We start from the raw sequence: 22,629 nt of genomic DNA, 5'->3' as shown, positions 1-22,629 counted from the left end.
CGCGGCGGGAGGCTTTTCCGGTCAGAGGGGAGTGACATCCATGACAGCAGCGATGACGGCAGCGATCAATCGGCGCAGCCTGCTCAAGAGCACCGCCTTCGGTGCGGCGGCGCTCGCATCGGCCTCATGGGCCGGCCGTGCCCGCGCGGCGGAGAATCTCGTCGTCGGCGTCGTCTATGTCGGCCCCCGCGGCGATTTCGGCTGGAGCCAGTCGCACGCGACGGCGGTCGAGGCACTGAAGAAGGTGCCGGGCGTCACCGTCGTCGAGGAGGAAAACGTCCCCGAGACGCTCGCCGTGTCGAACACCATGCGGTCGATGATCGAGCTGGACGGCGCGAAGCTGATCTTCGGCGCCTCCTTCGGCTACTTCAATCCGTTCATGATCGACATGGCGAAGCAGTACCCGGACGTGCAGTTCCGCCATCCGACGACGCTCTGGTCGGCCGACAAGCATCCGGCCAATCTCGGCGGCTATTTCGCCTATCTCGACCAGGCCCATTACGTGGACGGCGTGGCCGCAGGGCTTTCCTCCAAGACCGGCAAGATCGGCTACATCGCCGCCAAGCCGATCAGCCTCGTGCTGCGCAACATCAACAGCTTCATGCTCGGCGCGCGGCTCGGCAATCCGAATGCGACGGTCAAGCTCATCTTCACCGGCGACTGGTCGCTGCCGGTGCGCGAGGCGGAGGCGGCGAACGCGCTGGCCGGCGCCGGCTGCGATGTCGTGGCCTGTCACGTCGACAGCCCGAAGGTGATCGTCGAGACGCTGGAGCGGCGCGGGGTGAAGAGCTGCGGCCATAACGCCTCGCAGGCTTCGCTCGCGCCCAAGGGGTTCATCACCGGCGCCGAGAACAAGTACGAGACCATCTACAAGGGCTTCGCCGAGGCGTTGGTGAAGGGCGAGAAGCTGCCGAACGTCGCGGTCGGTGGCTACGACAAGGACATGGTGACGAACACCCCCTACGGCGCCGGGGCGACCGAGGAGGCGCGCCGCGCCGCCGACGCCGCCATTGCGGCGCTGAAGACGGGCAAGCCGATCTTTGTCGGTCCAATCAACGACAACAAAGGCAACGTGATCGTCGCGGCCGGCAGCTCGCTCGGCAATTACGCGCCGGAGCTGGAGACGACCAACTACCTCGTCGAGGGCGTCGAGGGCTCGGTGACCTGACGCCACGACGACGCGGCGCGGAATGTGGGCGGTGCGGGATCGCCGCCCGGCATGGCAATCTCTGGAGTGCAGGCCAGGATGGAAAAAGGCGCCGTTTCGGGAGTTGAGCCGGGAACCGGCCTGACGAAGCTGCTGCCGCAGGGCGGAGACCGCCTGCGGCGGGCCGCCGAATTCGTCGCGGTCCCGGCCTTCGCACTCCTCGTGGCGGCGGCGCTGTTCTCGGCGGTGCTGCTGGGAATGGGCCAGTCTCCCCTCGCCTTCTTCGAGCTGCTGTGGCGCGGCGCCTTCGGCAGCGCCTTTTCCTGGCAGAACACGCTCCAGCGTGCCGCGCCGCTCATCCTCACCGCGCTCTGCGTGGCGCTTCCCGCCCGTGCCGGGCTGATGGTGATCGGCGGCGAGGGCGCCTTCGTCGTCGGCGGGCTCGCCGCGGCGATCGCGCCGCTGCCGTTTCTCGGGCTGGCGCCGGCGCCGGTGCTTCTGGCGCTGATGGCGGCCGCCGGGATGCTGGCGGGGGCGCTGTGGATCGGCCTGGTGGGCGTTCTGCGCTACCGGCGCGGGGTCAACGAGACCATATCGAGCCTGCTGCTCACCTATATCGCCGTCGCCATACTCTCCTTCCTCGTGGAAGGGCCGCTGCGCGATCCCGCCACGCCCAACAAGCCTTCCACCCATCCGATCGGTGCCGACGTGATGCTGGCGCCGATACCCGGCACTTCCGTGCATTGGGGACTGGTGGCCGGCATCGTCGCCTGCGTGCTGGCGCATCTGCTGATCAACCGGACGAGCACGGGCTTCGCCATCCGCATCGCCGGCGGCAACCCGCGCACGGCGCTCGGGCAGGGATTACCGGTCGGAAAGCTGATCGTGCTGTGCTGCCTGCTCGCGGGCGGCGCGGCCGGGCTCGCCGGATTCTTCGACGTGGCGACCGTGCACGGGGCCGCCAACGTGTCGCTGGTGGCGGGGTACGGCTTCACCGGCATCCTCGTGTCGTTCCTCGCCCGCCACAACGCGCTGGCGATCCCTCCGGTCGCCATCCTGTTCGGCGGTATCGGCGCGGCGGGCGGGCTGATCCAGCGCCGGCTCGGCCTGCCGGACGCCACGGTGGCGCTTCTGGAGGGCGTGATCTTCGTGACGCTGCTGACCAGCGAGACGCTCTACGGGCGCTTCGCCCTGTTCCAGCCGCGCGCCGCGAGGCCGCGCCCATGACGGATGCCGGCGCCATCACCGTGCTCATCGCCCTGCTGGCCGGCGCCATCCGGGTGTCGACGCCCTTCCTCTTCGTCTCGCTCGGGGAATGCCTGACGGAAAAGTCGGGGCGGGTGAATCTCGGGCTGGAAGGCACGCTGGTGCTCGGCGCGATGGTGGCCTTCGCGATCTCCTACCACAGCGGCAACCCATGGCTGGGCGTGGCCGCGGCGGCGGGAGCGGGGTTCCTGATGGGCGCGCTGCACGGAGCGATCTGCCGGTTGCCGCGCGTCAACGACATCGCCATCGGCATCGCCATGATGTCGTTCGGCACCGGCCTCGCTTTGTTCCTCGGCAAGCCCTATATCCAGCCGAGCGCACCGCGCCTGCCCTCGCTGCCGCTCGGCGACTGGCTGGGCATGCCGGCGTTGGCGCAGATGCTGGATGTGAGCCCGCTCTTCCTCGTCGGCCTCGCCCTCGCCTTTCTCCTCGACTGGGTGTTCCGCAACACGCGGGCGGGCCTCATCGTGCGGGTGACGGGCGATGACGCCGCCGCCGCCCGGGCGCTCGGCATCGGCGTGGACCGGGTGCGCCTGTTCGCCACCGCGCTGGGCGGGGCGAGTGCCGGCGTGGGCGGGGCCTTCCTCTCGCTCTATTACCCCGGCAGCTGGAACGAGGGCCTGTCCTCCGGCCAGGGCCTGATGGCGGTGGCCCTCGTCATCTTCGCCCGCTGGCAACCCCGGCGCTGCCTCCTCGCCTCGCTGTTCTTCGGCGCGGCGAGCGCGCTGGGGCCAGCGCTGCAGTCGGTCGGAATCACCGCCGGCTACTATTTCCTGAACGCCGCGCCCTATGTGTTGACGTTGCTGATCATGGCGGGTTCGGGAAGCGCCCGCCGCGCCGCGCAATATGCGCCGGGCGAACTTTCGATCAATCGCTGAGGGGGAAGGATGAGCAACGAGGCCCTCTCCTTCGCCGTCCCCGGCGCCATCGCGCTGGAGGCCATCGGGCTGTCGAAGCGCTTCGGCAGCTTCAAGGCGCTCGACGACGTGTCGCTGAAGGTGCCCGCCGGTGAGTTCCACGCACTGCTCGGCGAGAACGGGGCGGGCAAGTCGACGCTGGTGAAGTGCCTCATGGGCTTTCACCGGGCGGACGAGGGAGCCGTGCTGCTCGACGGCCGCGAAGTGGCGGTGCGCAACCCGCGCGAGGCGCAGGGGCTGGGGCTCGGCATGGTCTACCAGCACTTCACGCTGGTGCCTTCGCTCACCGCGGCGGAGAACCTCGTCATCGCGCGGCGCGACGCGCCCGCCGTCATCGACTGGGCGGCCGAGCGGCGCCGGATCGAGGCCTTCCTCGACCGCACGCCTTTCCGCGTGCCGCTCGACCGGCGCGTCGGCGCGCTCTCGGCGGGGGAGCGGCAGAAGCTCGAGATCCTCAAGCTGCTCTATCTCGACCAGCGCTTTATGATCCTCGACGAACCGACCTCCGTGCTCACGCCGGCCGAGGCGGACGAGATCCTTGGGCATCTCAAGGCGATGACCGAGCGCGGGGAGATCACCGTGCTGATGATCACCCACAAGTTCCGCGAGGTGCAGGCCTTCGCCGACGCCGTGACGGTGCTGCGGCGCGGGCGCGTCGTCGGCGGAGGGCGCGGCCTCTCGACGCGCGAGATGGCGACGATGATGGTCGGCGAGGCCGCCGCGACCGCCGGGGCCTCGGGAAAGGCCGCCCTGCCGGAGCGCCGCGCCATGCCCGCCTCTGTCGGCGAGCCGGCGCTGGAGCTGGCGGGGCTGTTCGCCGAGGACGATGACGGCCGGCCGGCGCTGCGCGGCGTGAGCCTCAAGGTGGCGGCGGGAGAGATCGTCGGCATCGCCGGCGTCTCCGGCAACGGGCAGGGCGCGCTGGTGGAGACGTGCTGCGGGCAGCGCCCGCTCTCCTCCGGGCAGATGTTCGTGAACGGGCGGGACTTCCTGCCGACGCGCCGCGCCTTCGACGCGGCGGGCCTGTTCGTCGTGCCGGAGGAACCGCTGAAGAATGCCGCCGTGGCCGGCATGTCGGTGGCCGACAACATCGTGTTCCGCCGTTTCGAGAAGCCGCCGCTGAGCCGGCGGGGCTGGTGGCTCGACCGGCGCGCCATCCGCGCCGCGGGGCGCGAGCTGATGACCCGCTTCCGCGTCGCCAGCCCCTCGCCCGACACGCCGATCGGCGCGCTGTCGGGTGGTAACGTGCAGCGGGCGGTGCTGGCGCGCGAGCTCTCCGCCGAGCCTATCGCGGTGCTGATCGTCGCCAATCCCTGCTTCGGGTTGGACTTCGCCTCGGCGGCGGAAATCCGCGCCCGCATCGTCGCCGCGCGCAATGCCGGGGCGGCGGTGCTGCTCATCTCTGAGGATCTCGACGAGGTGCTGGACCTCTCCGACACCGTCGCGGTGATCTCGCACGGCCAGATCGCCTACAAGGCGCCGATCGCCGAGGTCGACCGGGGCACGATCGGCATCCACTTCGCCGGGGGTTCGGAAGGCGAGCAGGGCGCGCCGCTAGGCTGACGGCGCCGGGCAGAATATGGTCGCGCCTCCCTGAAGCGATTCCGTGTTCCGCATGACAGCCGACAACGCCTCCACCACCACCGCCATCGCCCGGCAGATCGCGACCGAGATCGGCGCCCGCCCGCAACAGGCGGAAGCCGCCATCGCGCTGCTCGACGAGGGCGCGACCGTTCCCTTCATCGCGCGCTACCGCAAGGAGGTCACGGGCGGTCTCGACGACACGCAGTTGCGCCAGCTCGGCGAGCGGCTGATCTATCTGCGCGAGCTGGAGGCGCGGCGGGCGGCGATCCACGAGGCGATCCGCCAGCAGGACAAGCTCACCCCGGAACTGGAGGCCGCCATCGCGGCCGCCGCGACCAAGGCGGAGCTGGAGGACATCTACCTGCCCTTCAAGCCGAAGCGGCGGAACCGGGCGGAGATCGCCCGCGAGCGCGGCCTCGGGCCGCTGGCCGAGGCGATCCTCGCCGACCGTTCGCTCGTGCCGTCGGAATTGGCGAAGGCCTATCTCACCGATGAGGTGCCGGACACCAAGGCCGCATTGGAAGGTGCGCGCGACATCCTCTCCGAGCAGTTCGCCCAGAACGCCGAGCTGATCGGCCAGCTGCGCGCCTACCTCCAGCGGAACGCTTTCCTGCGCGCCCGCGTGGTGGAGGGCAAGGAGGAGGCGGGAGCCAAGTTCTCCGACTATTTCGACCATGTGGAGCGCTGGTCCGGCGTGCCGAGCCACCGCGCCCTGGCCATGCTACGCGGGCGCAACGAGGACGTGCTGACCCTCGACATCGAGGCCGATGCGGACGACCCGCGCCCGATCAAGCCCGTCGTGCGGATGATCGCCGAGGCCTATGCCATCGGCGAGAAGCTGCCGGGCGACGCCTGGCTGATGGAGGTGGCCGGCTGGACCTGGCGGGTGAAGCTCTCGCTCCACCTCGCGCTCGACCTGATGACCGAGCTCAGGATGAAGGCGGAGACGGAGGCGATCAACGTCTTCGCCCGCAACCTCAAGGATCTGCTGCTCGCCGCCCCGGCGGGCACGCGCGCCACCATGGGGCTCGACCCCGGCATCCGCACCGGCGTGAAGGTGGCGGTGGTGGACGGGACCGGCAAGCTGGTGGCGACGTCGACGGTCTACCCCTTCCCGCCGAAGAACGACGTGCGCGGCACGCAGGCCGAGCTGGCGCGTCTCATCCGCCAGCACGGTGTCGAGCTGGTCGCCATCGGGAATGGTACCGGCAGCCGCGAGACCGAGAAGCTGGTCGCGGAGATGCTGGGCGACCTGCCGCCGCCCAAGCCGATCAAGGTGGTGGTCTCGGAGGCGGGCGCCTCGGTCTATTCGGCCTCGGAGCAGGCGGCGGCGGAGTTCCCCCAGCTCGACGTGTCGCTGCGCGGCGCCGTCTCCATCGCCCGGCGCCTGCAGGACCCGCTGGCGGAGCTGGTGAAGATCGAGCCGAAATCCATCGGCGTCGGGCAGTATCAGCACGATGTCGACCAGTACCATCTCGCCCGCGCGCTGGACGCGGTGGTGGAGGACGCGGTGAACGCGGTCGGCGTCGACCTCAACACCGCTTCCGCCTCGCTGCTGGCGCGGGTGTCGGGTCTCGGCACCTCGCTCGCGGAAGCCATCGTCGCCCATCGCGACGCCAACGGTCCTTTCGCCAGCCGCAGACAGTTGCTGGACGTCTCACGTCTCGGCCCGCGCACCTTCGAGCAATGCGCGGGCTTCCTGCGCATCCGAGACGGCGCCGAGCCGCTCGATGCCTCGTCGGTGCATCCGGAGGCCTATGGCGTGGCGCGCAAGATCGTCAAAGCCTGCGGGCGCGATCTGCGCGCGCTGATGGGCGACAGCTCGGCGCTCGCGGCGGTCGATCCCCGTGTCTTCGTCGACGAGCGCTTTGGTCTGCCGACGGTGCGCGACATCATCGCCGAGCTGGACAAGCCGGGCCGCGACCCGCGCCCGGCCTTCAGGACCGCGACCTTCGCGGACGGCATCGACGACATGAAGGACCTCAAGCCCGGCATGGAGCTCGAAGGCACGGTGACGAACGTCGCGGCCTTCGGCGCCTTCGTCGATATCGGCGTGCATCAGGACGGGCTGGTGCACGTCTCCCAGCTCGCCGACCGCTTCGTGAAGGACGCACATGAGGTGGTGAAGGTCGGCGACGTGGTGAAGGTGCGGGTGGTCGAGGTCGACCTCAAGCGCAAGCGCATCGCGCTCTCCATGCGCCGCGAGGCCGCGACCGGCGGACCGAAGGCCAGGGAGCCCGGGCGCGGGCCGGACGTCCGCGACAAGACATCGGGCCGCGGCGCCCCGGCGAAGCCGGCGTCGCGTGAGCCGCAGGGTGCGCTCGGTGCGGCGCTGATGGACGCGCTCAAGCGGCGCTGAGGGGCTCCACATCGTCGGAAGGTTCGGCGGCGCGCCCGGCGCGCGGCCGGGCCCGGCTCTCGATGCCGATGGAGAGCACGAGACCGGCCAGCGCCATCGCCCCGGTCAGCGCGGCGACCGAGGGCCAGCCGCCATGCTCCCAGAACCAGCCGCCGACCGAGCCGATGAGGCTCGAGCCCATGTAGTAGAAAAGCAGGTAGAGCGACGCGGCGTGCCCCTTCGACACACCGGCGAGCGGGCCGACCGAGCTGCTCGCCACCGAATGGCCGATGAAGAAACCGGTCGTCACCAGCGCGATGCCGGCGGCGATGGCCGGCAGCGGGGTGAGCAGGGTCAGCGCCACGCCCGCGAGCATGGTGAGGAAGCCCGCCACCAGCAGCGGCCGGCGACCGAAACGGTCCGCCAGTCCGCCGGCAACCGAGGAGGCGACGATGCCGAAGCTGAAGGCGAGGAAGATCAGGCTCACCCCGGTCTGGCTCAGGCCGTAGGGCGCCCCCGACAGGCGGAAGGTGGCGTAGTTGAACAGCGTGACGAACACGCTGGTCAGCGCGAAGCCGACGGCGTAGAGCCGCAGCAGACCCCGGTTGCGCAGGTGTTGCGCCCACGCCTCGACATGGAAGCGCGGATTGAGCCCGCGCTCGGGGGTAAAGTTGCGCGAGCGCGGCAGCAGCAGCCGGAAGCCGATGGCGGAGACGATGCACAGCACGCTCATCGCGCCGAGCGCCATGCGCCAGGTGGTGAACTCGGTGATCAGCCCCATCCCGACGCGCCCCATCATCGCGCCGAAGGCGGTGCCGGCGACATAGAGCCCCATCGACCGGCCGAGATGGCGCGGCTCGATCTCTTCGGCCAGATAGGCCATGGCGACCGCCGGCACGCCGCCGAGCACGAAGCCTTCCAGCGCCCGGGCGACGAGCAGACCGTGCCAGCTCGGCGCGAGGGCCGCGGCAAGGCTGAGCACGCCCGCCAGCAGCATGGAACCGAACATCATCTCGCGGCGGCCGAGTGCCTGCGAGAAGGCACCGGCGAGAACGATGGAGATGGCGAGCAGGCCGGTCGTCAGCGACAGGGCGAGTGAGCTCTGTGCCGGGCTGATGGCAAAGCTGCGGGAGAAGGCCGGCAGCAGCGGCTGCACGCAATAGAGCAGCGAGAAGCTGGCGAAGCCGACGAGGAACAGCGCGAAGCCGACCCGCCGGTATTCGGGTGTGCCCCGCGCGATCCAGACGGGTCCGCGTGCGGCTTCACGCGCCGGGGCAGGCGTGGAGGCGTCGGCGGCAGCACCGCCAGCGGTATGGTCGAGCAAGGGGGAGGAGGCGACGGCGGCGTGCGGAGGCATGGCGGGTGACCTTTTCGCACCGGGAGATAATCCCGGCGCGACCATCCGTCCAATATATGGAAATGGCGTTCATCATCTGTCATATGTATGGGATGGAGCTTCGGCACATCCGCTACTTCCTCGCCGTCGCCGAGGAACGGAACTTCACCCGCGCCGCCGCGCGTCTCGGCATCGGCCAGCCGCCGCTCAGCTCGCAGATCAAGGATCTGGAAGCGGAGATCGGCACGCTGCTGTTCCATCGCGTGGCCCATGGCGCGGAGCTGACGGAGGCGGGACAGGCCTTCCTCGATGGGGTCGCGCCGCTGCCGGGGCAGGTCGCGGCCGCCGTGCGGGCGGCCCGGCGCGCCGCGCGCGGCGAGATCGGTCAGCTCAGCATCGGGCTCACCGGCACGGCGGCGCTCAACCCCATCGTGCCGGCGGCGATCCGCTCCTTCGGGCGCACCTATCCCGACGTCGAGCTGCGGGTGGAGGAGGCGAGCTCGCTCACCCTGCTCGACAATCTGGTCGAGGGACGGCTCGACGTGGCGATCCTGCGGCCGGCCGCCTCCGATCCCGAGGGCGTGCGGGAGGAGAGCCTCGCCGAGGAGCCGCTGGTGGTGGCGCTGCCCGCCGCCCACCCGGCGGCGCGCGGGAAGGGCGCCCTCGATCTCGCGACGCTGAGGGACGACGCGCTGATCCTGACGCCGCGCTCGGTCGGCACCAGCCTCCACGACGCCGCGCTTGCCGCCTGCCGGGCGGCCGGCTTCGAGCCGAGGCTCGGCCAGCCGGCGCCGCAGATCGCCTCGATCCTGTCGCTGGTCTCGGCCGAGCTGGGAATCTCGCTGGTGCCGGAATCGATGGGCGGCCTGAACGTGCACGGCGTCGCCTTCCGCTCGATCCGCGCCCCGACGCCGCGCATCGGGCTGGCGGTGGTGTACCGGCGCAACCGGCCGCCGCCCCTGGCGCTGAATTTCGCGAAGGTCGCCCGCGACACGGCGCGGGGCCGCGTCTGATCCCGGAGCGGCCGTCCTTACAGCGCCGTCGCGGCGCAGCGCGAGCGCAGCGCGTCGAACTGGCCGTCGGCATAGATCAGGGGATGCAGCGGTGTCTCCGGCAGCACGATGTCGACCACGGTGCCGAGGAAGATGCTGTGGCTGTGCACGCTCACCTTGTCGGTCAGCACGCAGTCGAAGCTGGCCAGCGCCCCGACCAGCGCCGGGGCGCCGGTCGAGAGCGGGCGCCATTCATGCGTGCTGAAGCGCGCGTGGCGGCGCTCGGCGGAGCTGAACGCCTTGGCGAGCTCCAGTTCCGGCTCGGCCAGAAGGTTCACGCAGAACGACCGTGAGCGGTCGATCACGTCGTGGCAGGAAACGTTGCGGTTAACGCAGACGAGCAGGGTCGGTGTCGGGTCGGCGGCCACCGATGTGACGGAGGTGGCGACGAAGCCGTGCGGCTGCCCGTCGTCGATGGTGGTGATCACGGACACCCCGGCGGCGAGGCGCCGCATGCCCTGCTTGAAATGAGACGGCTCGATCATGGCGAACTCCACTTCGCGGCTCCTCCGGCCATTCCCGGCCGGGACCGCGGGGACAGGAGCGCAAGTCGCGTGCCACGTCCCGATTCTCCGGAAATCGCGGGAGATCGGGGTCTGCGTCTCGCCAGCCGCTGCGACAAATGTCGCTGATGTGAGACGCCCGGCGCCTGCCGGCGTCCCGCGCCGGCTGGTCGGATCGGGCGAGGCGGGGGAGAGGAATCCAGCACCGGTGCGGGCTTCCGCCGGCGGGGCGCTCGCCCGCGCTCCGCGCGCCCGCGGGATGAGGAGCCGATGGCATGGCTCTTGCGGTTCTCCGGCCATCCCTTTCGTTTCCGAAAGTAGTGCCATGACCATCAACGTGAACCCGATCGCCGACATCATCGCGCCGCTGCCCAAGCAGCTCCTGATCGACGGCAAGTTCGTCCCCTCGCTTTCCGGCAAGACCTTCAAGACCTTCAACCCGGCGACCGGCGAGATGCTGGCCGAGGTCTCCGAGGGCGGCGCTGCCGACATCGACCTCGCCGTGGCCGCGGCGCGCCGCGCCTTCACCGGCCCGTGGAGCCGCTTCACGCCGTTCCAGCGCCAGCAGTGCCTGCTGCGCTTCGCCGATCTGGTGGAGAAGCACTTCGAGACGCTGGCGCATATCGACGTGCTCGACATGGGCGCGCCCATCACCTCCATGTATGCCCGCCGCCAGCGCGCGCTCGGCCTGCCGCGCTTCTATGCCGGCATGTGCACCGTCATCAGCGGCGGCACGCTGCCGAACTCCATGCCCGGCGAGGTGTTCACCTACACGCTGAAGGAGCCCGTCGGCGTCGTCGGCGCCATCACGCCGTGGAACGCCCCGCTCACCTCGACCATCTGGAAGATCGGTCCGGTGCTCGCCACCGGCTGCACCATGGTGCTGAAGCCCGCCGAGGACGCGCCGCTGACCGCACTGCGGCTGGGCGAGCTGCTGCTGGAAGCCGGCGTGCCGGAAGGCGTGGTCAACATCGTGCCCGGCTTCGGCCACATCGCCGGGGACGCGCTTGCCCGGCACATGGATGTCGACAAGGTGGCCTTCACCGGCTCGGACCTCACCGGCCGCAAGATCATCGAGGCCTCGAAGAGCAACATCAAGCGGGTGACGCTGGAGCTCGGCGGCAAGTCGCCGGACATCATCTTCGCCGATTGCGACATGGACGCCGCCGTCGCCGGCGCCGGCATGGGCGTGTTCGCCAATACCGGGCAGATCTGCTGCGCCGGCACGCGCCTGCTGGTCCAGCGGCCGATCTACGAGGAGTTCGTCGCCCGCGTCAGCGACTACGCGAAGTCGCTCAAGGTCGGCAACGGGCTCGATCCGGCGACGCAGATCGGCCCGGTGGTCAACGCCAAGCAGCTCGATCGGGTGGCGGGTTACATGGAGATCGGTCTCGGCGAGGGCGTCACCGCCGCCACCGGCGGCAAGCGCATCACCGAGGGCGCGCTGAAGGACGGCTATTTCTTCGAGCCGACCGTGCTCAGCGGCGTGACCAACGACATGCGCATCGCGCAGGAGGAAATCTTCGGCCCGGTGGCCGCGGCCATCCCCTTCGACACGCTGGAGGAAGCCGCCGCCATCGCCAACGACACGGTGTTCGGCCTCGGCGGCGGGGTGTGGACGACCAACGTCTCCACCGCGCACCGCATGGCGAAGGCGATCCGTGCCGGCACGGTGTGGGTCAACACCTATGGCGGGCTCGACCCGGCCGTGCCCTTCGGCGGCTACAAGACCAGCGGCTATGGCCGCGAGTCCGGCGTCGAGCATCTCGACGCCTATCTCGAGACCAAGTCGGTGGTGATGAAGCTGGGCTGACCGCCCGGCTTCTCACCGCACGTCGCGGGGGATGACCGTCCGGACCATCCCCGCGATCACCAGCGCGCCGCCGATCAGCAGGACGAAGGCGGCGCGCATACCCTGCGAATGCGCCACGAAGCCGATGAGCGGCGGCCCGAAGAGGCCGCCGCCATAGGCGATGGTCACGGTCATGGCGATGCCGGCCGTCGGGGGAATGCCGGGCATCCGGCCGCTCAGCGAGAAGAACACCGGCACGAGATTGGCGATGCCGAGGCCGGCGACGGCGAAGCCGGGCAGCGCCGTCAGCGTCGTCGGGGCCAGCACGATGATCGCGATGCCCAGAAAGGCGACGGCACCGGAGATCTGGATCGTCGTCACCGGGCCGAGCCGGCGCACGATCCGGTCTCCCCACAGGCGTCCGCCCGTCATGGCGAGCGAGAAGGCCGCCACGCCATAGGCCGCTTGCGCCGGCACCGAGCCGGTGGCCTGCACGAGGTAGAGCGCTCCCCAGTCGATCAACGCCAGCTCGATGACGAAGGCCAGCACGGTGAGGATGCCGATCCCCAGCATGGTGAGGTTGGGAAGGCGGAAGATCGAGGTGCCCGCCGCCTCCCGCACATGGCTTTCCGGCAACCAGAGCCATGGAACCGCGGCGGTGGCGATGCTGATGAGGACCAGGCTGGCGAGGCCGAGAGCGGACGGGATGCCGAGCCCCGAGCCGATCAGTGCCCCGCCCGCCAGCGCCCCGGCCACGTTGCCGAGGCTGAAGAAGGCATGCACGGAGGACATGATCGGCCGCTCGAGCTCGCGCTCCAGCGCCGAGGCATGCGAGTTCATGCACACGTCGAGGAAGCCGAAGCATACGCCGATGACGTAGCCCGATGCCGCCAGCACCGGCATGGTGACGCCGAAGGCAGGACCGAAGCTCGCGGCGGCGAAGGCGATGCCGGCGAGCGCGCCGGAGCGCAGCGGCCCAAGGCGGGGGCGGATGAACCCCGCCGCCGGCATTCCGCACAGGCAGCCAAGCGAAACGCAGAGCAGCACGAGGCCGACCTGGGCGTCGTCGAGGCCGGCTCGCGCCTTGAGGATCGGAATATAGGTCGCCCATACCGTCAGGCCGGCGCCGCCGACGAAGAACACGGCGCTCACGGCCATGCGCGACGCGGCGAGCGCTCGTTGCTCCCGCGCGGCGGTCATTTCAGTCATGCCACTTCCCAATACGCTCGGCGCCGATATCGGGCGCCACGCCACCTTGCGACCGTCGCCGGTCGTCCCGGCCGCCGGGCACAATGTGTGCCAGACGCGGGCGCCATACCGCAGGTGCGCCCGGTGCGCCATTGCGTTCCGCAAAAAGAAGGATCGCACGCTCGCGCCCGGCCGTTCGCCTCCCGTCATGTGCGGATTCGTCTCGCGGTTTTCGCAGAATCTCACGTCGCGGCGTGAGATGCGGGCGCGGCCCCCTCGCGGAATCCGTACTTTCCGGCGTCGGACCGGAACTTGCTACCCGCCCACGGAGCGCTGGCGGCGGCCGGGTGAGCAGGAGAGTGAGAGGCATGTACGACTATGTCATCGTCGGCGGCGGATCGGCCGGCTGCGTGCTGGCGGCACGGCTGTCGGAGGATCCGGCCGTCTCGGTGCTGCTGCTGGAGGAGGGGCCGCGGGATCTTTCTCCCGCCATCCATCTGCCGGCCATGGTCTACAAGACCGCGACCGGCAACCTGCTCCAGCGCATTCCCTGGGAGCCCGCCAACGGTGCCTCGGGCGGCGTCGGCGCTCCCCACATGGTGCAGGCGCGCGTGCTCGGCGGCGGCAGCTCGGTCAACGGCATGGTCTATGTCCGCGGAATTCCGAGCGATTTCGATGGCTGGGCGGCACAAGGCGCGGAAGGCTGGGGCTATGCGGGCGTGCTGCCCTATTTCAGGCGAGCGGAGAGCAACGACACCTTCGCCGACGCCACGCATGGCACGGAGGGGCCGCTCTGGGTTTCCAGCCAGCCCTCGCCGCACCCGCTGACCAAGGCGTGGCTAAGGGCCTGCCAGGAGTTCGGCATTCCGCCGACGAGTGATTTCAACGGCGGCGTGCAGACCGGCTGCGGCCTCTACCAGATCACCGCGCGCAACGGTCGGCGGGCCTCCACCGCCGTGACCTATCTGAAGCCGGCGCGGCGGCGCAGGAACCTCACCGTGCGCACCGGCTGCCGGGCGACGCGGGTGCTGATCGACAAGGGGCGGGCGTCGGGCGTGGAGTTCCTCGCCGGAGGCACCCGGCCCGAGACGGTCCGTGCGTCGCGTGAGGTGATCCTGTCGGCCGGCGCCATCCAGTCCCCGCGACTGCTGCTGCAGTCGGGCGTCGGTCCGGCCGATCATCTGCGCAAGGTCGGGGTGGAGGTTCGCCATGACCTGCCCGGCGTCGGGGTTGGCCTTCAGGACCATATGGACGTCTACATCGTCCATGCGCTCGACGGCGTGGAGAGCTACGACGCCTATCGCAGGCTCCACCGCAAGGCGATGGCCGGCCTGCAATGGCTGCTGTTCCGGCGCGGGCCGCTCTGCTCCAACCTGATCGAGGGCGGGGCCTTCTGGTGGGGCGATCCCGCGATCGCCGAGCCCAACCTGCAATTCCATTTCCTGCCGGGCACCGGGATCGAGGAAGGCGTCACGCCGGCCGCGAGCGGCTGCGGCTCCACGCTGAACATCTGCCTGACCCGGCCGCGCTCGCGCGGGGTGGTGGAGCTGACCTCGGCCGATCCGCTGGCGCCGCTGCGGGTGGCACCGAACTATTTCGGCGAGGAGTATGATCTCGACTGCATGGCCGAGGGCATCCGGCTCGGGCAGGAGATCATGGCGCAACCCTCCATGGCGCGTCTGCTCGCCGGCGAGCAGATTCCCGGTCGCCGCCTTGAGACGCGTGAGGAGCGCCGGGCCTATGTGAAGGAGCGGGCGCAGGGGGCGCTGCATCCGGTCGGCACCTGCCGCATCGGGACGGACGACATGGCCGTCGTCGATCCGCTGCTCCGGCTGCGCGGCATCGACGGGCTGCGGGTCGCCGATGCCTCGGTGATGCCCTCCGTGCCCTCCGGCAACACCAACGCTGCGACCATCATGGTCGCCGAGAAGGCCGCCGATCTGATCCGGCATGGAGTCGGGCAGGCCGATACCTTCGCATGACCAACCTGTCGCGCCCAGGTTTTCTCGACCGTCCGTCGCGGTTTGAGACTCCTGCGACAGCAATCTCAAACCCAGTCGCGGTAAAATACTAAGGCATTGATATAGAAAGATAATATTGTTCACGCAAGTGCTGGCATGCCTCTTGCTGACCCCTCCGGCGGAAGTCGCGGCTCCGACATCAAGCACGTTCAAAAATCAGGGGAACAGCATGGTCGATACGCCTAAAGGGCGCCCGTTCGGGCGCGCCAACCTACTTCGCAACGACGTCCTGTCCCGTCGCGATTTCCTGGGCACGTCGCTCGCGCTCGGCGCGGGGGTGGCGGCCGGCGCCACGCTGGGCGCCTGGCCCGGCCCGGCCCACGCGGCCGTGGGCGGCGACCTCAAGATCATGGCCTGGGAAGGCTTCACCCTCGACAACGAGCTCAAAGCCTGGCGCGAGGCCAACAAGGTCCAGGTCGACGCGGCCATCATCAGCACGCAGGACGACGTCCACGCCAAGCTGATCGGCTCCAACCCGGTGAGGCTCGATCTCGCCGAATATTCGCAGGGCTTCGAGCGCTTCTATGTCGACGAGCTGAAGATCGTGAAGCCGCTCGACATCGCCCGCCTGCCGAACTTTACCGCCGCGAACATCTATCCCGAGTTCTACGAGGCGCCGACCTGGTACTGGGACAAGACCCACTTCGCGCTGCCGTGGATCTGGGGTCTCAACGCCCTCGTCTACAACCCGGCCATGACCAAGCCGATCACCACCTACAAGGACCTGCTGGCGCCGGAGCTGAAGGGCAAGGTGACCTTCTGCGACGACACCATCGCCACCTGGCCGATGATCGCGCGCCTCGCCGGCTTCGGGCCGAAATTCCCGAACCTCACCAAGGAAGAGATGAAGACCGCCTTCGAGGGCCTCGGGCCCTACCGCGACCAGTGCCGCGTGTTCGGCTCGTCGAATGGCGACGTCATCTCGCTCTTCGCCTCCGGCGAGATCGCGGCCTGCTTCTCGGTGTGGAGCGGCACGCCGGTGGAGACTGCCAAGCGCGGCGTGAAGACCATCTATGCCGTGCCGGCGGAAGGCGCGGTGATGTGGTGCGACGCCTGGTTCATGCCGATCAGCGCGCAGAACATCGACACCGCCTATGCCTTCATGAACGAGGCGGTGGCGGCCAAGGCGCAGGCCGAGGTCGCCAAGGCGGTCACCGGCGGCGCGGTCAACAAGCATGCCCCGGCGCTGATGGACGCCGATACGAGGGCGCTGTTCGACTACGGCAACCTGCCCGAGGTGTTCCGCAAGTCGCCGCTGCAGGGCCAGCCGCCCCGCACCTCCGACACCTACGCCACCTATGACGAGTGGACCCAGGCCTGGACCGATTTCAAGTCCTCGTTCTGAGCCGCCGCACCGCCGCCTACGGAGATCGTGTTGGGAATGATGAAGGGTCGTCGTCGCGAGGCAATGGGGTTGGCGCTGGTCGCCCCCTCGTTCCTCTTCCTCCTGGTGTTCTTCATCGTTCCCGCCGTGCTTCTCTTCGTCTGCAGCTTCTGGATGGCGCAGGCGTTCAAGCTCATCCCGGCGTTCACCTTCGACAATTACGGCCGGGCGCTCTCCGCGTCCGGCTTCTACCTGCTCACCTGGAACGCGCTGAAGAACGGCCTGTGCACCGCGGTGCTGACGGTCGGGCTCAGCTTTCCGGCGGCCTATTTCATCGTCTACCGCACGCGCGGGAACCTGCTATTCTATTTGATCCTCGTCTCGTGGTTCTCGAGCTATCTCGTGCGCATCTATGCGTGGCGGGTGATCCTGGGCTCCAACGGGCTCATCAATACGACGCTGATGCAGCTCGGCCTGATCAGCCAGCCGCTGGAGGTGCTGCTGTTCAGCCCCTTCGCGACCATACTGACGCTGACCCACATCATGCTGCCCTTTGCGCTGCTGCTGCTGGTCTCGGCGCTGCGCGACGTGAAGAAGGAATATGTCGAGGCCGCGCGCGATCTCGGCGCCAGCAATACCGAGGTGCTGACCAGGGTCATCCTGCCCATGTGCTACAAGGGGCTGGTCGGCGCCTTCATGTTCACCTTCGTCATCTCGGCCGGCGACTTCGTCACGCCCCAGCTGCTCGGCGGGCGCGACGGGATGACCACGGGCATCCTCATCGCCAACCAGTTCCGCACCGCCGGCAACTGGCCCTTCGGGGCGGCGATGGCGTTCCTGCTGCTGGCCGCCTTCCTCATCGTCTATCTCGGCTTCGTGCGGCTGCTCGATCTCCTGCGGCTCGCGCCCGGCCGCCGGTTCCACGATTGAGACGCGCCGTCTCGCCGCACACGGAGGTCTCATGCTGAGGATCTATGTCTGGCTCTATGTGGCGTTCCTCTACGCGCCCATCGCCATCATCACGCTGTTCAGCTTCCACAGCTCGCCGGCGCTCACCTTTCCCTTCGAGGGGGTGAGCCTGCGCTGGTACGCCAAGATCTTCTCCGACGCGACCTTCATGGCCTCGCTGTGGAATAGCGTGATCGTAGGGGCCTCCACCGCGCTGGTGACGACCATTCTCGGCTCGCTCACGGCGCTTGGCCTGGCGCGGCTGAAGGGGCGGATACAGACCCTGTTCGGCCTGCTGGCCTTCGGGCCGGTGGCGCTGCCGGGGCTGTTCCTCGGCATCGCGCTGGTGATGCTGTTCTCGCAGATCGGGCTGCAGCGCTCGCTGGTGACGATCATCATCGCCCATGTGCTGTTCACCCTGCCCTTCTTCATCGAGGCGGTGCGCTCGCGCATCGAGTATTTCGACCTTTCGCTGGAAGAGGCGGCGCGCGATCTCGGAGCGACGCCGTTGCAGACCTTCCGGCTGGTCACGCTGCCGATCATCGGCCCGACCATCGGCGGCGCGGCGATCCTGTCCTTCGCGCTGTCCTTCGACGAATTCATCATCACCGTCTTCGTCAGCGGCAACGACACCACCCTGCCGCTGACCATCTGGTCGATGATGCGCCGCGCCGTCAGCCCGGACATCAACGCCGCATCCGTCATCTCCCTCGGCCTGTCGATCGGCCTGATCCTGATCGGGGGCCTTCTCGTCTGGTACCAGCGCCGGCTGGCCCTGAGCGCACGCGCCAAGGACATGGAAGCATGAGCACGCCGAACATCGTCGAACTGTATGGAGTCACGAAGGCCTTCGGCGCGCTGACCGTCCTGCACGACATCGATCTCACCATCCAGCAGGGCGAGATCCTGACGCTGCTGGGCCCGTCGGGCTGCGGCAAGACCACGTTGATGCGCATCATCGCCGGCTTCGAGGCGACGACGCACGGGCGGGTCACCATTCAGGGAGCCGACGTCTCCTACCTGCCGCCGGACAAGCGGCCGGTGAACATGGTGTTCCAGCGCTACGCGCTGTTTCCCCATCTCGACGTGTTCGACAACGTCGCTTTCGGCCTGCGTCTCAAGAAATGGCCGAAGGAGCGCATCCGCGAGGCGGTGCAGCACATGCTGCACCTCGTCCAGCTCGGCGAATACGGCAATCGCTGGATCCACGAGCTCTCGGGCGGGCAGGCCCAGCGCGTCGCGTTGGCGCGGGCACTGGTCAATTCGCCCTCGGTGCTCCTGCTCGACGAGCCGCTGGCTGCGCTCGATCTCAAGATCCGCCACCACATGCTGGCCGAGCTGAAGCGCATCCACCAGGAAACCGGCACCACCTTCATCTACGTGACGCACGATCAGGACGAGGCGACCATCCTCTCCGACCGCATCGTGCTGATGAACAAGGGCCGGATCGAGCAGATCGGCACGCCGGAAGAGATGTACGCGCATCCGCGCTCGCTGTTCTGCGCGCGCTTCCTCGGTGAGACGAACATTCTCGCCGGCGCGGTACGGGCCGCGGAGACCGACACGACCTATGTCGATGTCGGTCCCGGCACGGTCAAGGTGCCGGCCAATGGCGCGGCCGTCGCGATCGGGCAGAACGTCTCGCTCGCCATCCGGCCCGAGGCGCTGCAGGTCAGCCGGCTGGCGCCGGGCGGCGCGGGCGGGGACGGGGTGAACGCGCTCGACGGGGTGGTCGAGGACGTCGTCTTCATGGGAAGCCGCGTCGTCTACTCGATCCGCACCTCGGTCGAGACGATCAAGTATCAGGAAACCCGCTCGGTCGACGGCACCATGCTGGCCAAGGGCGAGCCGGTGCGTGCGTCCTGGCGGCCGGATGCGGCGGTGCTGCTGACCCATTGACCTTTCCGGTCCGGCGGTCTCAGCGCCGCGAAACGTCTCACCGATGGGACGTCTCACGCGCCGCCGGCTCAGGTTCGGGCTCCGACCGAAAGATCATTGATTTATCGACGTTTTTTTCGCTGGCACGCCGATTGCGCAAGAAAACCCGCGGCTCCTGTCGAGCCGCAGGACACCGCCGGCGAGACATCCCGCGGCGGCCATTAGTGAAACAGCAGCGATGCCGCCCGGTCTTCAAGGATGGCGGGTCGCGCAGGGAGAGGCAGATGGATCTCGGGCTTTTCATGCAACCGCTTCACAACCCCGAGCGGAGCATCACCGACATGCTGGACGAGGACCGCCAGGCCGCGATCCTCGCCGACAAGCTCGGCTATTCCGAGGTGTGGGTCGGCGAGCATTATTCGTCCAGCATCGAACCCATCGTGAACCCGCTCCAGTTCTTTGCCTCGCTGATCGACGCGACCAAGAACATCAAGTTCGCGACCGGTGTTCTGGCGCTGCCGCAGCATCACCCGGCCAACATTGCCGGCGACGCGGCGCAGTTCGACCACCTGAGCAAGGGCCGCCTGATCATGGGCATCGGCCCCGGCGGTCTCGCCAGCGACTTCGAGCTGTTCGGCATCGAGGACAAGAACCGCGCCGAGATGCTGGTCGATTCCATCGACATCATTCACAAGATCTGGGCCTCGGACCCGCCCTACAACATCAAGGGCAAGTACTGGCACATCAAGATCGAGGATTCGGTGATACCGAAGCTCGGCTTCGGGCCGATGGCGAAGCCCTATCAGAAGCCGTACCCGGAAGTCGCGATCTCGGCGATGACGCCCAATTCCGGCAGCGCCCGTCAGGCTGGCCTGCATGGCTGGGGCTTCGCTTCGGCGAACTTCATCCAGGAGTGCTGGGTGAAGTCGCACTGGGAGCAGTACGTGATCGGTGCCGAGAAGGCGGGCCGCAAGCCCGACCGCAAGAAGTGGCGCGTGGCGCGCTCGGTCTTCGTGGCCGACAGCGATGCCGAGGCGGCGGAGTACCTCGCCAGCGAGGGCAATTCCCACGCCTGGTACTATGACTTCGTGCTCGATGACATGCGCACCTACAACATCCTGCCCGTGCTGAAGCACGACCCGTCGATGGCCGACGAGGATGTGACGCTGAAATACTGCATGGACACGATGATCATTTCCGGCTCGCCGGCGACCGTGCTCGACAAGCTGGTGGCGCTCGTCGACTACCTCGGCGGTCCCTTCGGCACCCTGCTCCAGACCTTCAAGGAATGGGACGACCCCGCGGTGCAGCAGAAGTCCATGCGCCTGCTGGCGCAGGAGGTGATGCCGAAGCTCCGCGACTATTGCAGCTCCAGGATCGCCGCCGAGTGAGGCTCTCCGCGCTCCCGCGCTGACCGCGCGGGAGCGCGCCTTTGCGACCGGGCATATGCCCAACAACGTGGTGAAGACATGCAGTCCCAAAACTCCATCCAGCGCTTCGATTCCAACGGCCGGCTCTCGCGGGTCGTCGTGTACAACGGCATGGTCTACATGTCCGGCGTCACCGCCAAGGTGAAGACGCCGGACGTCGCGGCCCAGACCGCGGACGTGCTGGCCCAGATCGACGCTCATCTCGCACAGGTCGGCAGCGACAAGAGCCGCTTGCTGCGCGTCAACATCTGGCTGCACGACATGGCACATTTCGAGGCTATGAACCGGGTGTGGGACGCATGGGTGGAGGCCGGCAATGAGCCGGCGCGCGCGACCGTCGAGTCCCGGCTTGCCGGCGCCGGCGCCAACCTCGTCGAGATGATGGCGACGGCCGTCCTGTGAGCATCGCCGTCGAAGCCGTCCGGAGTATCGATGCCTCGGGCGTCGGCGCTCCGGCGGTGTCGGGAACCGGATCATGAGCGTGACATCCGCCGCCGGGGCCACATCGTGGTGGCTGTCCGAGGCACTCACCAGCGAGGGGTCTGCCCGCCCAGCCCCACCCCTCGCTGGCGATGTGCGTACCGACGTCGCCATCGTCGGCGGCGGCTTCACCGGGTTGTGGACCGCGCTTGCGCTGCGCAGCCGCCGGCCGAACATCTCGGTGACGGTGATCGAGCGCGATGTCTGCGGCGCCGGAGCCAGCGGCAAGAATGCCGGCAAGGTTCACGGCTACTGGACCACCCTGCCGCGCCTCGCGCGCCTCCTCGGGGCGGATGCGGCATGGGACATGGCGCGCCTCGGTTCGCGGGCACAGGACGCGATCCGTGCCTTCATCTCCACCTGCGGGCGCGATGTCTGGTGGCGCGAGGGCGGCGGCCTCAAGGTCTCGACCGCTCCGGCGCAGGACGCGGTGATCGATGCCGGCGCCCAAGCGATGGCCGAGCTCGATGCCGGCCGTTTCGCCCGTCCCCTCACGCGCGCGGAAATCGGCGACATCTGCGCCTCGCCGGTCTTTCGCAAGGGGCTGTATTTCCCGGAGGAGGCGACGGTCCATCCCGGCCGTCTCGCCCGCGCCCTGCGCGCGGCCGTGCTCGATGCGGAGATCGGCCTCCACGAGGGCACGCCCATGCTCAAGTTCGCGGAAGCCGGCGGAGCATGCCGCATCACCACGCCGGGCGGTTCCGTCACCGCCGATGCCGTGGTGCTGGCGACCAATGCCGGGCAGATCGCCCATGGGGATATCGGGCGACGTTTCATGGCCTTTTCCAGCTACGCCATGATGAGCCAGCCCATGCCGGACAGGCTTGCCGCCGCCGGCTGGACCTCGCCGACCAGCATCGTCGATGCGCGCTCGTTCCTGCATTATTCCCGTCGCACGCCGGACGGGCGCCTGCTGATGGGAACCGGCTCCGGCCCCATCGCCTATGGCGCACGTGTCGAGAGCGCGGCGATGACGCGGGACGCGGCTTCTTTCGCGCGTTCCGAGCGCGGCGTCGGGCGGCTCTTCCCCATGCTGGCGGGCGCCGCCGTGGCCTCCCGTTGGGGAGGAGCGATCGATGTGTCCTCCGACCGTTTCCCGTTCGCCGGCACGCTCGGCGGAGGCCGCATCGCCTATGGCCTCGGCTTCTCCGGCCATGGCGTCAATCCGAGCTGGATCATCGGCCAGTGCCTCGCCTCGCTGGCGCTGGGGCAACGCGACGAGTGGACGCGCTCACCCTTTTGCCGGCGGGAACTGCCGGTCCTGCCGCCTGAGCCGGCGCGCTATCTGGGCGGCTGCGCCATCCGCCGCGCGATCCTTGCCTGCGAGGACGCCGAGGAGGAGGGACGGCGCGCGCCGTCCCTTGCCCGCGCCGTCGCTGCGCTGCCGCGGCTTTTCAATCTTACCATCGGAACGCGTTGACGGAG

General features: G+C 68.9%; 18 protein-coding genes. 15 read left to right on the top strand and 3 right to left on the bottom strand.

What is annotated here, in order from left to right:
* The first annotated feature begins 40 nt into the window (after nt 1–40).
* The 5 genes from STARVERO_RS18680 (at nt 41) to STARVERO_RS18660 (ending at nt 7,273) form a co-directional block, all read left to right on the top strand.
* The gene (locus STARVERO_RS18680; protein ID WP_159600716.1) at nt 41–1,168 is read left to right on the top strand and encodes a BMP family ABC transporter substrate-binding protein; all 1,128 of its coding nucleotides are present in this window, start codon (nt 41–43) and stop codon (nt 1,166–1,168) included.
* 78 nt (nt 1,169–1,246) lie between these two features.
* A complete protein-coding gene (locus tag STARVERO_RS18675; protein ID WP_159600714.1) occupies nt 1,247–2,374 on the top strand; it encodes an ABC transporter permease in 1,128 nt (375 codons plus the stop codon).
* Complete coding sequence (locus STARVERO_RS18670; protein ID WP_159600712.1) at nt 2,371–3,291, top strand: ABC transporter permease; 921 nt, start codon at nt 2,371–2,373, stop codon at nt 3,289–3,291. Before STARVERO_RS18675 ends, STARVERO_RS18670 begins: the two co-directional genes overlap by 4 nt.
* 9 nt (nt 3,292–3,300) lie before the next feature.
* Nucleotides 3,301–4,893, top strand: a complete 1,593-nt coding sequence (locus tag STARVERO_RS18665) for an ABC transporter ATP-binding protein (RefSeq protein WP_159600710.1) — start codon at nt 3,301–3,303, stop codon at nt 4,891–4,893.
* 52 nt (nt 4,894–4,945) lie between these two features.
* On the top strand, nt 4,946–7,273 hold the full coding sequence (locus tag STARVERO_RS18660) for a Tex family protein (protein WP_159600708.1): 2,328 nt from the start codon (nt 4,946–4,948) through the stop codon (nt 7,271–7,273).
* Here the strand turns inward: STARVERO_RS18660 and STARVERO_RS18655 are convergent.
* A complete protein-coding gene (locus STARVERO_RS18655; protein WP_159600706.1) occupies nt 7,260–8,609 on the bottom strand; it encodes an MFS transporter in 1,350 nt (449 codons plus the stop codon). The two genes, STARVERO_RS18660 and STARVERO_RS18655, sit on opposite strands and share 14 nt — an antisense overlap.
* A gap of 92 nt (nt 8,610–8,701) precedes the next feature.
* Here STARVERO_RS18655 and STARVERO_RS18650 point away from each other — a divergent pair, with 92 nt between their 5' ends.
* Nucleotides 8,702–9,601, top strand: coding sequence for a LysR family transcriptional regulator (locus STARVERO_RS18650; protein WP_159600704.1), 900 nt, complete (start codon nt 8,702–8,704; stop codon nt 9,599–9,601).
* A 17-nt stretch (nt 9,602–9,618) separates the two neighbouring features.
* Here STARVERO_RS18650 and STARVERO_RS18645 read toward each other — a convergent pair whose 3' ends face one another.
* A complete protein-coding gene (locus STARVERO_RS18645) occupies nt 9,619–10,125 on the bottom strand; it encodes a flavin reductase family protein (protein ID WP_144341242.1) in 507 nt (168 codons plus the stop codon).
* A gap of 343 nt (nt 10,126–10,468) precedes the next feature.
* Between STARVERO_RS18645 and STARVERO_RS18640 the strand changes: the two genes are divergently transcribed.
* On the top strand, nt 10,469–11,956 hold the full coding sequence (locus STARVERO_RS18640; protein ID WP_159600701.1) for an aldehyde dehydrogenase family protein: 1,488 nt from the start codon (nt 10,469–10,471) through the stop codon (nt 11,954–11,956).
* Nucleotides 11,957–11,968: 12 nt separating this feature from the next.
* Here STARVERO_RS18640 and STARVERO_RS18635 read toward each other — a convergent pair whose 3' ends face one another.
* Nucleotides 11,969–13,144 carry an MFS transporter gene (locus tag STARVERO_RS18635; protein WP_144341240.1) on the bottom strand — a complete coding sequence of 392 codons (1,176 nt, stop codon included), beginning with the start codon at nt 13,142–13,144 and terminating at the stop codon, nt 11,969–11,971.
* A 347-nt stretch (nt 13,145–13,491) separates the two neighbouring features.
* On the opposite strand from STARVERO_RS18635, the gene STARVERO_RS18630 reads away from it, so the two are divergent.
* From STARVERO_RS18630 to STARVERO_RS18595, 8 genes are all read left to right on the top strand, one after another.
* Nucleotides 13,492–15,105 (top strand): GMC family oxidoreductase, encoded by a 1,614-nt coding sequence (locus tag STARVERO_RS18630; RefSeq protein WP_159600699.1) that lies wholly within the window; start codon nt 13,492–13,494, stop codon nt 15,103–15,105.
* Nucleotides 15,106–15,313: 208 nt separating this feature from the next.
* Nucleotides 15,314–16,489 carry an ABC transporter substrate-binding protein gene (locus STARVERO_RS18625; protein ID WP_159600697.1) on the top strand — a complete coding sequence of 392 codons (1,176 nt, stop codon included), beginning with the start codon at nt 15,314–15,316 and terminating at the stop codon, nt 16,487–16,489.
* 36 nt (nt 16,490–16,525) lie between these two features.
* Entirely contained in the window at nt 16,526–17,398 is an 873-nt protein-coding gene (locus STARVERO_RS18620) for an ABC transporter permease (protein WP_159600695.1), read from the top strand.
* 31 nt (nt 17,399–17,429) lie between these two features.
* The gene (locus tag STARVERO_RS18615) at nt 17,430–18,224 is read left to right on the top strand and encodes an ABC transporter permease (RefSeq protein ID WP_144341236.1); all 795 of its coding nucleotides are present in this window, start codon (nt 17,430–17,432) and stop codon (nt 18,222–18,224) included.
* Nucleotides 18,221–19,315, top strand: coding sequence for an ABC transporter ATP-binding protein (locus STARVERO_RS18610; RefSeq protein ID WP_159600693.1), 1,095 nt, complete (start codon nt 18,221–18,223; stop codon nt 19,313–19,315). The genes STARVERO_RS18615 and STARVERO_RS18610 overlap by 4 nt, the downstream gene beginning before the upstream one ends.
* 263 nt (nt 19,316–19,578) lie before the next feature.
* The gene (locus STARVERO_RS18605) at nt 19,579–20,685 is read left to right on the top strand and encodes an LLM class flavin-dependent oxidoreductase (RefSeq protein ID WP_144341234.1); all 1,107 of its coding nucleotides are present in this window, start codon (nt 19,579–19,581) and stop codon (nt 20,683–20,685) included.
* Nucleotides 20,686–20,763: 78 nt separating this feature from the next.
* Nucleotides 20,764–21,126, top strand: coding sequence for a RidA family protein (locus STARVERO_RS18600; protein WP_159600691.1), 363 nt, complete (start codon nt 20,764–20,766; stop codon nt 21,124–21,126).
* Nucleotides 21,127–21,199: 73 nt separating this feature from the next.
* Nucleotides 21,200–22,624 (top strand): FAD-dependent oxidoreductase, encoded by a 1,425-nt coding sequence (locus STARVERO_RS18595; protein ID WP_159600689.1) that lies wholly within the window; start codon nt 21,200–21,202, stop codon nt 22,622–22,624.
* Nucleotides 22,625–22,629: the final 5 nt, after the last annotated feature.

It is taken from the genome of Starkeya nomas (assembly GCF_902703545.1).
Classification (GTDB): Bacteria; Pseudomonadota; Alphaproteobacteria; order Rhizobiales; family Xanthobacteraceae; genus Ancylobacter; species Ancylobacter moscoviensis.
This window is presented reverse-complemented; position numbering and strand designations above follow the sequence as displayed.